The organism is Pseudomonas monteilii (assembly GCA_001534745.1).
In the GTDB taxonomy this organism is placed as follows: Bacteria; Pseudomonadota; Gammaproteobacteria; order Pseudomonadales; family Pseudomonadaceae; genus Aquipseudomonas; species Aquipseudomonas alabamensis.
On the sequence record CP013997.1, the window covers coordinates 1,652,552 to 1,664,929 of the forward strand.

The following is a 12,378-nucleotide window of genomic DNA, read 5'->3' on the forward strand; positions in this document are numbered from 1 at the left end:
GCGGAAAGGTCATGGCTCAATCGGAAACTGTCGAACGCATCCTCGATGCGGCAGAGCAGCTGTTCGCGGAAAAAGGGTTCGCGGAAACCTCTCTGCGCCTGATCACCAGCAAGGCCGGTGTCAATCTGGCTGCGGTAAATTACCACTTCGGCTCGAAGAAGGCGCTGATCCAGGCCGTCTTTTCGCGCTTTCTCGGCCCGTTCTGCGCCAGCCTCGAGCGCGAGCTCGAGCAGCGGCAGGCACGCCCCGAGCGTCAGGACAGCCTCGAGGCGCTGCTGGAGATGCTGGTCGAGCAGGCGTTGGCCGTACAGCCGCGCAGCAACAATGACCTGTCGATCTTCATGCGTCTGCTGGGCCTTGCCTTCAGCGAAAGCCAGGGGCACCTGCGCCGCTACCTGGAAGACATGTATGGCAAGGTCTTTCGCCGGTACATGCAGCTGGTGAACGAGGCCGCGCCGCGTATTCCTCCCCTCGAACTGTTCTGGCGCGTGCATTTCATGCTGGGCGCGGCCGCCTTCAGCATGTCCGGCATCAAGGCCTTGCGCGCCATTTCCGAAACCGAGTTCGGGGTCGATACCTCCATCGAGCAGGTGATGCGCCTGATGGTGCCGTTCCTGGCCGCCGGCATGCGCGCCGACAGCGGGGTGACCGACGCCGCCATGGCCGCTGCCCAGGTGCGGCCACGCAGCAAGTCGAGCCCTGCCAAGGCCTGAGGACCACACGCCGCGTGTCGCTGCAAGGCTGGGCGTCTTCGTCCGGCTCGGCTAAGCTGCGCGGCGGCGCGCTCCGTTCGTGGTCTCATGCCGCGGCAGGGGCGGGCGCTTCTCCATTTTTCGTACGCTGCGTTTCGCGCTAAGGATTCAACATGCCCATTGGCCTGCAAGGCTCCCTGATGGTGGACATCGCCGGTACCTGGCTGACCGCCGAGGACCGGCACCTGCTGCGTCAGCCCGAAGTGGCGGGCCTGATCATCTTTGCACGCAACATCGACAGCCCGCGGCAGGTGCGCGAGCTGTGTGCCTCCATCCGCGCCGTGCGCCCTGACCTGATCCTGGCAGTCGATCAGGAAGGCGGGCGCGTCCAGCGCCTGCGTCAGGGTTTCGTGCGGTTGCCCGCCATGCGCGACATCGGTGAGTGCGCCAATGCTTCGTCTCTGGCTGAGGCCTGTGGTTGGCTGATGGCGACCGAGGTGCTGGCGGTGGGCCTGGACTTGAGTTTCGCGCCCGTGCTCGATCTCGACCACCAGCGCAGTGCCGTGGTCGGTCGCCGTGCCTTCGAGGGTGATCCACAGCGTGTGGTGGAGCTGGCCGGCGCATTCATCGACGGCATGAACGCCGCAGGCATGGCGGCTTGTGGCAAGCATTTCCCTGGCCACGGCTGGGCCGAAGCGGACTCGCACGTGGCCATTCCGACCGATGAGCGCAGCCTCGACACGTTGCGAGCGGTGGACATGGTGCCGTTCGCCCGGCTGGGCGATCAACTGGCCGCCGTGATGCCGGCGCACGTCATCTACCCTCAGGTCGACACGCTGCCGGCCGGTTTCTCACGCCGCTGGTTGCAGGACATCCTGCGCGGCGAGCTGGGCTTCGAGGGTGTGATTTTCAGCGACGACCTGTCGATGGCTGGTGCCCATGTGGTCGGCGATGCCGCCAGCCGCATCGAAGCTGCGCTCACGGCCGGGTGCGACATGGGGCTGGTCTGCAATGACCGTGCAGCGGCCGAACTGGCCTTGTCCGCTGCCCAGCGTCTGGGCGTGCGCCCTCCGCCCCGTATCGCCCGCATGCGCGGACGCGGCACGGCCAGTACCGACTACCGTGCACAGCCGCGCTGGTCTGCTGCCCTGACCGCGCTCAAGGATGCTGGCCTGGTCGATTGAGTCGGCTTCGAGCCTTTCTTGCCAGCCTCGCTGAACCGACGCATGCCCCTTTCGGTCTACCTCAGCGGTAAATTTCCTAGGACCGAGGCATGCGCGGCAAGACCCTGACCCTGATGACGCTGGCCATCCTGCTGTGCCAGCCAGCCCTGGGGCGTGAGTACCGTTACAGTGACGCCCATCTGCACTACGTGGACTTCTTTCAGGAAAGCGAAGGCATGCCGGCGCTGTTGAAGGCCATGGATGCTGCCGGCATCGAGCACTCGATGATTTCAGGCATCCCCGTAGCGAAGAAATGGCACGAAGACGAACCCAAGCGTCCGCGTTACTACGCCGGTGACGATGCGGCGGCGTACTGGTACAGCGCCACGGACGTGTATGTGGCGGCTGCCCTACAAGAGTTGCCACCTGAGCAGCGCCGGCGCTTTCATCCCTTTCTGAGCGGTTTCAACCCTGTCGACAAGAACGCCGCCGCCCATGTCGAGCGCATGCTCGACCTGTATCCGGGGCTGTGGCAGGGCCTGGGCGAGGTCTTCACGCGACACGACGACCTGACGGCCTTGACCAGTGGCGACACGCCACGGGCCAACAACGAAGCGATGGACCTGATCTACACGCTGGCCGCCAAGCGCGACCTGCCCGTGCTGGTGCACTCGAACATCACGTCCAAGCGCGAGCGCAACCCGTTGTACCTGGCCGAGATCGAAGAGCCGCTGGGCAAGCACCCGAACACGCGTTTCATCTGGGCCCACGCCGGTGCCAGCCTGGAAATCCACCGTCACCAGACGCAGATGGCGTTCCTGTTGCCCGAGGTCACCCGGTTGCTGGAGCAACATGCCAACCTGTTCATCGACCTGTCCTGGAGCATGCGTGAACCCTACCTGCTGGATGAGCAGGGCAAGCCTCGTCAAGCCTGGGTCGACCTGGTCAAGCGCTTTCCCGATCGTTTCATGGTGGGTTCGGACGTGGTCGGTCGCTTCGGCAGCCTGGGCGAGCAGATGCACGGCTTCGACGTATTCCTCGATGCGCTGCCCGAGCCTGTGGCACGCCGAGTCGCCAAGGACAACTTCCTGGCGCTGCTGCCCACGGCCAAGTGACCTGCCGCAGGCAGGCTGAAACGCAAACGCCCCGCCTGGTTCGCGTGAGCAGGGTGCTCAGGTCGCGAACCAGGCGGGGCGTTGCGTGTTGCCAGGGAGGTGTTACTGACCCTGCCAGCGCTTGAGCACCAGCGTGGCATTGGTGCCGCCGAAGCCGAAGCTGTTGCTCATGACCGTGTCGATCTTGGCGTTTTCTTCGGTCTGGCGAGCGATCGGCAGATCGGCAACCGCAGGGTCCAGCTCGTCGATGTTGGCCGAGCCGGCGATGAAGTTGTTCTCCATCATCAGCATGCAGTAGATCGCCTCGTGCACACCGGCAGCGCCCAGCGAGTGGCCGGACAGGCTCTTGGTCGAGCTGATCTTCGGTGCCTTGTCGCCGAACAGTTCGCGCACGCCCTTCATCTCGGCGACGTCGCCCACTGGCGTGGAGGTGCCGTGGGTGTTCAGGTAGTCGATGGGGGTGTCGACGGTGGACAGTGCCATCTGCATGCAGCGCACGGCGCCTTCACCGCTCGGGGCGACCATGTCGTAACCGTCGGACGTGGCGCCGTAGCCCACGATTTCGGCGTAGATCTTCGCGCCACGGGCCAGGGCATGCTCGAGTTCCTCGACCACCACCATGCCGCCGCCGCCCGCGATGACGAAGCCGTCGCGGTCTGCGTCGTAGGCACGGGAGGCCAGTTCAGGCGTCTCGTTGCGCTTGCTCGACAGGGCGCCCATGGCATCGAACAGGAACGACTGGCTCCAGTGCTCTTCCTCGCCACCACCGGCGAAGACGATGTCCTGCTTGCCCATCTGGATCTGCTCCATGGCGGTGCCGATGCAGTGCGCGCTGGTGGCGCAGGCCGAGGCGATGGAGTAGTTCAGGCCCTTGATCTTGAACGGCGTGGCCAGGCAGGCCGAGACCGTGCTGCTCATGGTGCGGGTGACCCGGTAGGGGCCGACGCGCTTGACGCCTTTCTCGCGCAGGATGTCCAGCGCTTCCATCTGGTTCAGGGTCGACGCGCCGCCGGAACCGGCGATCAGGCCGGTACGCGGGTTCGACACCTGCTCTTCGCTCAGGCCCGAGTCCTTGATCGCATCGGCCATCGCCAGGTAGGCGTAGGCGGCAGCGTGACCGACGAAGCGGAAGACCTTGCGGTCGATCAGTTCTTCGAGGTTGAGGTCGATCGAGCCGGACACCTGGCTACGCAGCCCCATTTCCTTGTATTCCGGGTTGAAACGAATGCCCGGACGGCTGTTGCGCAGGTTTTCGGTGACGGTAGCTTTGTCATTGCCCAGGCACGATACGATGCCCAGACCAGTGATAACGACGCGGCGCATGCGAATAACCCTTAGAAGTTGTCAGTGGAGGTGAACACGCCGACCCGCAGGCCTTCGGCGGTGTAGATCTCGCGGCCGTCGACGCTGACCGAACCATCGGCGATGGCCATGTTCAGCTTGCCTTTGAGCACGCGCTTGATGTGAATGTTGTAGGTCACCTGCTTGGCGGTCGGCAGGACCTGGCCGAAGAATTTCACTTCGCCCGAACCCAGCGCACGGCCACGGCCTGGCAGGTCCTGCCAGCCGAGGAAGAAACCGACCAGCTGCCACATGGCGTCCAGGCCCAGGCAGCCTGGCATCACCGGGTCGCCTTCGAAATGGCAGGCGAAGAACCACAGGTCAGGATTGATGTCCAGCTCGGCGACCAGCTCACCCTTGCCATACTTGCCACCTTCGGCACTGATGTGCGTGATGCGGTCGACCATCAGCATGTTGGGGGCGGGCAGTTGCGCATTACCTGGGCCGAACAGCTCACCGCGACTGCAGCGCAGCAGGTCTTCCCGGGTAAAGGCGTTTTGTTTGGTCATGCGAGCTCCTCAATAATCCCCAAGGTGGCGGGGGCAATCTTCCCGGCCTGGCCCGAGCCTAAGGGGCATCGGGTCGGCAGCCTACAGGTAGACTATTGCGTTGTGGTGAAAGTCACAGTGGATCGGTGATCCAGTACAAGTGTTCACTGAAAAGACGTATTTTCAGACGCCACGTGCGTCCTGTCCAGTCTTTAAGACTGCCGCACTTTAGCATTTATCGCCAGTCGGCGCAGTCCCGGCGGACGTCCAGCGATCGAGTACGCGTCGCAAATCGCTGCGCTGGAACGGCTTGCCGAGGTAATCGTCCATGCCGGCGTCCAGACAGCGCTGGCGATCACCCGGCAGGGCACTGGCCGTGAGGGCGATGATCGGTACGTGCTGGCCCTGGGGCAGGTGCCGGATACGCCGTGTCGCCGCGAAGCCATCGATGCCCGGCAGGCGGCAGTCCATCAGGATCGCGTCGAACCGTTGCCGCTCCACGGCGTCGATCGCCTGTTGTCCGTCCACGGCGACCTGGGTGCGATAACCCAGGCTGTGGAGCAGGGCGAGGGTCACTGTCTGGTTCACGGCATTGTCTTCGACCACCAGCACTTCGAGCGCCTGACCCGAGGCGCTATCGCCTTCGGCCATGTCGGTGCGTTCGACGTCGGCGTCTGCCAACGACAACGGCAGCGTCAGCGTGAACGTCGATCCCCGGCGCTCGTGGCTCTGCGCCTGCAGCTGGCCGCCCATGCGCTCGGCGAGCGTACGGGCGATCGACAGCCCCAGGCCTGTGCCACCGTAGCGCCGGGAGATCGAACTGTCCGCCTGCTGGAAGGCCACGAACATCGCCTCCAGGCGCGAGGGGTCGATGCCGATCCCCGTGTCGCATACTGCGCAGGTCAGTTCGAGGGTCCGCGCCGTGAGCCTGCGCCCCTGCACCTCGACGCTGACGCGCCCTTGCTCGGTGAACTTGAGGGCATTGCCGATCAGGTTCAGCAGAATCTGCCGGATCCGGGTCGGGTCGCCCATGACCTGCAAGGCATCCACGCCTTCGGCCACATGCGTCTCCAGCTGCAGCCCACGCGCCCGCGCCAGGTGCTGGAACGCATGCACGCAGCGCCTGACCAGATCGCCCGGGGCGAACACGACCGACTCGAGTTGCACGCTCGTGCGCTCCAGGCGGGAGAAATCGAGGATATCGTTGATGACCTTGAGCAGATGGCCCGTGGACTCGCTGGCGACCGTGGTGTACTCGGCCTGCTCGTGGGTCAGGGCGGTGGTCTGCAACAGCTGCAGCATGCCCAGTACCCCGTTCATGGGCGTGCGCAGCTCATGGCTCATCATGGCCAGGAAGTCGGACTTGGCGCGGTTGGCCTGCTCGGCTTCCTCGCGCGCCTGGATCAGCTGGGCGATCGCCTGTTGCTGCTCGCGGCTGGCGTGGTCCAAGGCACTGGCCAGGCTGTTGATGTGGCGGGCCAGGCGGCCCAGCTCGTTGTCGTCCACCACCGGCAAGGGCGTATCGAAATCGCCCTGCTGGAGCGCCTTGACGGTCTGCGCCATGTCGCTGATCGGTTGGGCCAGGCTGCGTGCCAGGCGCCGTGCGAGCACGAAGGTGAAGGCCAGCGCGCACAGCGCCAGGATGATCGCCTTGATGACGATCTCTTGCTGGCGCTCGTTGAACGCATCGTCCGACATGCCGACGATCACCCGGCCCAGGTAGTCGTCACCGACCTGCGGCGTCGAGGGTTTGCCCTGACCCAGAAAGTCGTTGTCCAAGGCGATGCGCTGCAGGCGGATCGGGGCCTGGAAGACTTCGATCCGTTGCGGTCGCGGCGTGCTTTCGCCCGGCTGCTCGACATAGGTCAGGATCTGGTTGCGGCTATCCTGCACTTCGAGAAAGCGCACGTGCGGGATGCTCAAGGTCGCGCGCATCAGGCTGTCGAGCACCTGGCTGTTGCCAGAGATGACGCCATACTCCGAGGCCGGCGCCAGTTGGCTGGCGATCAGTTGCCCGGTGTGATTGAGCTCCTGGCGCAGGTCCTGGATGCGCACGAAGGTGAAGAAGCCGATCAGCATCAGGGTCAGCAGCAATGCCGGCCCCAGGCTGATGATCTGCGTGCGCGTCTGGATGTTCCAGTTCAGGCGTAGGCTCATGGGCGTGTGCCTTCTTCGGCCAGGGCCAGCTCGGCGGCCTTCGTGTCGATGGGACCAAGGCCGAGGGCCCGAGCCACCTGCTGGTTGCCGAGCACGCCGAAGTGCGTCGGGTAATGACTGCGCGGCCAGGTGGCCGGGGCGCGGTCGAGCAGGCGATCGAGCTCGCTCAGCCAGTCCTGCTGGTCGCTGTAGGTGGTGGCCAGGGCCCCCGCGCGCACGAAGCCCGCGCTCGGGCCGATCAGGGCCAGTTGTCGACCGTAGCTGCTCAGCAGCACGTTCTTGGCGGTCGTCGAGTTGTAGACGTCCGGATCGTCCATTCCGAGCAAGACGTCGCTGCCTGCCAGGACCTGTTGCAAGGGACGGTTGTCGCTCGGCTGCGGCCAGGCCTGGGGCACGATCTCCAGGTTGAGTGGTGCGGCAGCGCGGGTGAGCTCGGCCAGCAGAAAGCCGCTGTCGTTGCCGTGCAGCACCCCGATCCGACGTGCCGATGGCAGCAGGTAGCGGATCAGGCGCAACTGCCGGTCCAGGGGTGGATCGCTCCACAACAGGCTGAGAAACCCGGGCCGCGCCAGGCCCAGGCGGCGCTGCGCCTGGACCCGGCTGACACGCAAGGCGAGGGCAGGGGGCCCGGCCTGCTCGCCCAGCCGCCATTCCAGCGCGTCGGCGTCGAGCAGGATCACCCGCGTTTCCGGCGTCAGCTGGGCAGGGCGGGGCAGCTGCGTCACGGCTTCGAAGCGCACATGGTCGGCCGGGCGACGTGCTTGCAGGGCGTCGGCGAATGCGCGCATGCCAGGTTCCTCCCGGGCTCCGACCACCAGTACCTCGTGCGCCGAAAGCGAACCCAGCGGGCAGATCAGCGTCAGCAAGGCCAGGCACACCCAGCGCCTCATCAGAACTGCAGCTCCGCGCTGAAGCTCAGGCGCCGACGGCTGTCATAGCGGTTCTGCACGAGCGTGGTGGGTTCGTCGTCCAGCCGCTGCTGCCACAGCGCGGCCAGTTCGAGGCGGGTGCCCTGCCAACGCAGGCGTTTGGCCAGGCGCAGGTCGGCACGCTCGTAACGGTAGCCGTTGAGTGCATCGTCGCCCAGGTAGAACAGCCCGCTCGACCAGCCATCGCCCCATTCGCGCAGCCAGGCGACCGAGCCGCTGTTGCGTGCGGTGAGCTGGCGGTCGGCAGGGTTGCTGGCCCAGGCATCGACGTAGGCGTAGGTCACGCGCAGCCGGTCTTCGAGCGTCGCCTGCCAGTCGAGCTGCGCTTCGCTGCCGGTGAAGCGGGCGCGGTTGGTGTTGCTGGCGATGTACTGGTTGTTGCGCAGCGGCTCGCTGATCATGCCGGTGATTTCGTCATGGAACAGCTTGAGGTCGACGTTCAGGTCCAGGGCGGTGAAATAGCCGTTGTAGCCGAGTTCGCGCGAGCGCATGCGCTCCTGCTCCAGATCGCCCGGCCCGCGGGTCTTGACGAAGTACTCGGCCTGGCGTTGACCGAATGCGGCGGGGGTCAGGTGGTCGACCCGGTAGCTCCAGTTGACGTTGTTCTCGAACATGTCCGGCGAACGAACGGCCTCGGCGTACACCAGGCGTACACCATGGCGCGGGGTGATGAGGTAGTTGAGCGCCACGCGCGGGGTGAACGACTCGCCGGACAGGCGGCTGTCCTCGAGCATGGCGCCGCCCTGGAGTATCCAGTGTTCATCGAGGCGCCATTCCAGCTGGCCGAACGTTCGCCAGGTCTGGTCATCCATGCTGCCGTTGAAATAGGTCTGTGAATCGGCGCGGTCGTAGCGGTAGCCCAGACCGCTGAGCAGGCGCAGGCTGTCGGTCAGGCTCAGGGTGTCCTGCAGCTCGAGGTCGTAGCGGGTCTCGCGGGTGCTCTGGTCGACATCGCCGCAGACCACCTGGCTGCCGCCTTGACGATCCCATTGATCCTTGACCCGATCGCGCAGCGCTTGGCGTAGCGGGTCGGTGCTGGTGGGCGGGTGGGTGATGCCACGCGCCACCTGTTCGGCGAAGCCAGGGTCCAGTTGCCAGAGTCGGGTCAGCTCGGGGCTGAACGACAGTGCCGCATCGCAGGCTCGCCAGACCTGACGTCGTTCGAACCGCTGCGCGGAGGCCTGCACGTGCAGGCTGTGGCGCGGATCGATGTCGAGGTTCCAGCGCACCGAGCCGGCGTAGTCGTCGGCCTCGACATCGGCGTCCTTGCCGGCGGCGGCGACGTTGGGGAAGACCGCCTGATACGTGTAAGGGCGCTGATTGCTGCCCTGCTTGGCCGCGAGTTGCCAGTCGAGACGCTGCCCAGGTGCCAGGGCCTGGCTGGCGCTGAGGTTGAAGCGGCTCAGGCGTCGGCTGTCGCGGTAGTCATGGCCGAACGCATCGTGGTCGAAACCGTCGTCTGCCGCGCCCGACAGCGACAGACGCGCGTCGCCGCCATCCCAGCTTAGGCCCTGGCTGGCGTACCAGTCGGCGATGCCGTTCTGGCCACGGGTCACCTTCAGCCGGGTGCCGTGGCTGTCGGCCGGGTGACGGGTCAGGATGTTCACCACCGCCATCAGGGCATTGGCGCCATAGCTCACCGTGTTGGGTCCTCGAAAGACTTCGATGCGCTCGATGTCCTCGAGCGCGACGGGAATGTCGCTCCAGTCCACCGTCGCCAGGCCGGCGCGATACACCGAACGACCATCGATCAACACCTGCATGCGGCGCGCATCGCTGACGTTGCTGCCATGGTAGTTGACGGTCGGCTGGTTGCCGGCGCCGTAGCCGATCATCATGCCCGGCACCAGCCGCATGAGCTCGGGGATGTCCCGCGCACCGCTGGCCTGGATCAGCGCGCTGTCGAGCACGGTCATGCTCCCCGGCACCGTGGCCGGCGACTGCCGCAACCGTGTCGCGGTCAGCACCTCGGGCAGGGCCTGATCGTCGACGAACAGGTCATCGGCCAGCGCCGGCCCGCACAGGGCAGCGGTCAGCAGGAGGGATCGGGAGGGGAAGCCTGCGCGCACGGTGTGGTCTTGGTCAGTGTGAGGGCGGGCATGTTAACCGACGCGGCGGCTTTTGCCAGCGCCGCCCAGCGGCGATTGTCACTGGCCCTGTCGTGCAGGCTCCGTATAATGCCTTCATCACCTATCGACAGCGTTTTTGACGGATGGAACATGACTGGACAGCAAGCTGTAGCGGTGTTGGGAGGGGGCAGTTTCGGCACGGCGGTGGCGAACCTGCTGGCTGAAAACGGCGTGCGCGTGCTGCAGTGGATGCGTGACCCGGCGCAGGCCGAGGCGATGCGCACCCACCGCGAGAATCCGCGCTACCTCAAGGGCATCCGTCTGCGCGACGGCGTCGAACCGGTCACCGACCTGCTGGCCACGCTGCAGGCCTGTGACCTGATCTTCGTCGCGCTGCCCTCGAGCGCGCTGCGCAGCGTGCTGGCACCCCATGCCGCCCTGCTCGACGGGCGCATGCTGGTCAGCCTGACCAAGGGCATCGAGGCGCACAGCTTCAAGCTGATGAGTCAGATCCTCGAAGAGATCGCACCCAAGGCACGTATCGGCGTGTTGTCCGGCCCCAACCTGGCGCGCGAGATCGCCGAGCATGCCTTGACTGCCACGGTGGTGGCGAGCGAGGACGAGGCCTTGTGTCAGCGCGTCCAGGCCGTGCTGCATGGGCGTACCTTCCGGGTCTATGCCAGCGCCGACCGTCATGGCGTCGAGCTGGGCGGCGCGCTGAAGAACGTCTATGCCATCATCGCCGGCATGGCCGTGGCCCTGGGCATGGGCGAGAACACCAAGAGCATGCTGATCACCCGCGCGCTGGCCGAGATGACGCGTTTTGCGGTCAGCCAGGGCGCCAATCCCATGACCTTCATGGGCCTGGCCGGCGTGGGTGACCTGATCGTCACCTGTTCCTCGCCCAAGAGCCGCAACTATCAGGTCGGCCACGCCCTGGGGCAAGGGCTGAGCCTGGAGGACGCCGTCAATCGGCTGGGCGAAGTGGCCGAGGGGGTCAACACGCTCAAGGTGCTCAAGGCCAAGGCCGAGGCGCTCGAAATCTACATGCCCCTGGTCGCCGGGCTGCATGCGATTCTCTTCGAAGGCCGGACGCTCGATCAGGTGATCGAGTGGCTGATGCGCGCCGAACCCAAGACCGACGTCGATTTCATCTCCACCAGCGATTTCAACTGACCTTTGGAGCATCTCCGTGAATCCCTCTTCCCGCCCCGAGCAGCACGAATCGATCATCCTGCGCATCCTGTGGATGCTGCTCTTTCTCGTCGTCTGGCAACTGGCCGAGCTGCTGCTGGCGGCCCTGGTGCTGGCGCAGTTGATCTATCGCCTGGTGTATGGCGCGCCCAATGCCGGTCTGATGAACCTGGGTGACAGCCTGAGCCAGTACCTGGCGCAGATCGGTCGCTTCGGCATGTTCCAGACCGACAGCAAGCCTTGGCCCTTCGCCGACTGGCCAAAGCCGCGGGCGCCAGAAGGTGAAGCGCCGCACAAGCCTGCTGCCTCGCCGTCCAGTCACCGGCCGAAGCCGTGAAGGTCTGGATCCTGCGTCACGGCGAAGCCCAGCCGCACGCAGCGCGCGATGCCGAGCGCCGGCTCACCGCCCATGGGCAGGCACAGGCCGTGCAGGCGGCTGCGCACCTGGTCGGCCAGCCATTGCAGGCGATCATCGCCAGCCCTTACGTACGTGCCCAGCAAACGGCGGCTCTGGTTCATCACGCCCTGGCTGCGCCGCTGGCGGTGCGTACCGAAGCCTGGCTGACGCCCGAGGGCGATCCGCGCGAGGTGCTGAACCAGCTCGATGCGCTTGCCCTGGAGCACGTGCTGCTGGTCAGTCACCAGCCGTTGGTGGGTGAACTGGCCAGCCTGCTCGAGCACGGCCATGTACAGCAGCCCGTGGGGTTTTCCACGGCCAGCCTGGCCGAGCTGGAAGGCGCGTGGGCACTAGCCGGCGGCATGACCTTGCGGGCACTGCATCAACCTGACGGATAAAACAACCTGACACTTTTGTCAGTTGTGGTGGCTTTTTCCCCCTTGCTACCGTTCGTGGCAAATGATGAGTCCGGGGGATACGGATGACCATTCACGACCTGAGGCTGGTGCGCTCGCTGAACCTGCAGACCACCAAGGACAAGGTACGCGACGACAGGGTGCTGGATTTTGCCGAATACAGCGTGCTGCGCGACAGTGCCGGGGCCCGGCTCGACCAGTTGGTGCGCGCGTTCCACGACCACGAGACGTTCGAGGAACTGCACCAGGCGACCCAGCGCATGGCGCAGTCCCTGCAAGCCAGTTGCCTGCTGGTGCGGCGTCTGGAGATGTCGGCCGAGCAGCGTCGGCTGGCCTACGAGGCCCTTGATCAGCAGATGGTCTATTTGCAGGCCTGTCTGCGCCGTTCGCTCTCGGTCGTGAAATCATCGGCCTGAC

Annotated in this window: 12 protein-coding genes; 7 read left to right on the plus strand and 5 right to left on the minus strand. The window is 65.6% G+C overall.

All coding sequences use genetic code 11. The annotated features are described in order from the left end of the window. The first annotated feature begins 11 nt into the window (after positions 1–11). The 3 genes from APT63_07355 (at position 12) to APT63_07365 (ending at position 2,970) form a co-directional block, all read left to right on the plus strand. Entirely contained in the window at positions 12–713 is a 702-nt protein-coding gene (locus APT63_07355; protein ID AMA45464.1) for a TetR family transcriptional regulator, read from the plus strand. Positions 714–865: 152 nt separating this feature from the next. Next, positions 866–1,876, plus strand: coding sequence for a beta-hexosaminidase (locus tag APT63_07360; protein ID AMA45465.1), 1,011 nt, complete (start codon positions 866–868; stop codon positions 1,874–1,876). 89 nt (positions 1,877–1,965) lie between these two features. Beyond that, complete coding sequence (locus APT63_07365; GenBank protein AMA45466.1) at positions 1,966–2,970, plus strand: 5-oxo-L-prolinase; 1,005 nt, start codon at positions 1,966–1,968, stop codon at positions 2,968–2,970. Between the two features lie 102 nt (positions 2,971–3,072). Here APT63_07365 and APT63_07370 read toward each other — a convergent pair whose 3' ends face one another. The 5 genes from APT63_07370 to APT63_07390 form a co-directional block, all read right to left on the minus strand. Then, a complete protein-coding gene (locus APT63_07370) occupies positions 3,073–4,293 on the minus strand; it encodes a beta-ketoacyl-ACP synthase I (GenBank protein AMA45467.1) in 1,221 nt (406 codons plus the stop codon). 11 nt (positions 4,294–4,304) lie between these two features. Further along, the gene (locus APT63_07375; GenBank protein AMA45468.1) at positions 4,305–4,820 is read right to left on the minus strand and encodes a 3-hydroxyacyl-[acyl-carrier-protein] dehydratase FabA; all 516 of its coding nucleotides are present in this window, start codon (positions 4,818–4,820) and stop codon (positions 4,305–4,307) included. 207 nt (positions 4,821–5,027) lie between these two features. After that, positions 5,028–6,956 (minus strand): hybrid sensor histidine kinase/response regulator, encoded by a 1,929-nt coding sequence (locus APT63_07380; protein AMA45469.1) that lies wholly within the window; start codon positions 6,954–6,956, stop codon positions 5,028–5,030. Further along, positions 6,953–7,834 (minus strand): ABC transporter substrate-binding protein, encoded by an 882-nt coding sequence (locus APT63_07385; GenBank protein ID AMA47814.1) that lies wholly within the window; start codon positions 7,832–7,834, stop codon positions 6,953–6,955. The genes APT63_07380 and APT63_07385 overlap by 4 nt, the downstream gene beginning before the upstream one ends. An 11-nt stretch (positions 7,835–7,845) precedes the next feature. Continuing rightward, entirely contained in the window at positions 7,846–9,954 is a 2,109-nt protein-coding gene (locus tag APT63_07390) for a TonB-dependent receptor (protein AMA45470.1), read from the minus strand. Positions 9,955–10,104: 150 nt separating this feature from the next. Between APT63_07390 and APT63_07395 the strand changes: the two genes are divergently transcribed. The 4 genes from APT63_07395 to APT63_07410 all read left to right on the plus strand — a co-directional run bounded on the left by APT63_07395 (position 10,105) and on the right by APT63_07410 (position 12,377). After that, entirely contained in the window at positions 10,105–11,130 is a 1,026-nt protein-coding gene (locus tag APT63_07395; protein AMA45471.1) for a glycerol-3-phosphate dehydrogenase, read from the plus strand. Positions 11,131–11,203: 73 nt separating this feature from the next. After that, the gene (locus APT63_07400; GenBank protein AMA47815.1) at positions 11,204–11,485 is read left to right on the plus strand and encodes a lipase; all 282 of its coding nucleotides are present in this window, start codon (positions 11,204–11,206) and stop codon (positions 11,483–11,485) included. After that, positions 11,482–11,943 (plus strand): phosphohistidine phosphatase, encoded by a 462-nt coding sequence (locus tag APT63_07405; GenBank protein ID AMA45472.1) that lies wholly within the window; start codon positions 11,482–11,484, stop codon positions 11,941–11,943. The genes APT63_07400 and APT63_07405 overlap by 4 nt, the downstream gene beginning before the upstream one ends. An 83-nt stretch (positions 11,944–12,026) precedes the next feature. Beyond that, positions 12,027–12,377: a hypothetical protein gene (locus APT63_07410; protein AMA45473.1), complete on the plus strand. Its 351-nt coding sequence runs from the start codon at positions 12,027–12,029 to the stop codon at positions 12,375–12,377. The last annotated feature ends 1 nt before the right edge of the window (position 12,378 follow it).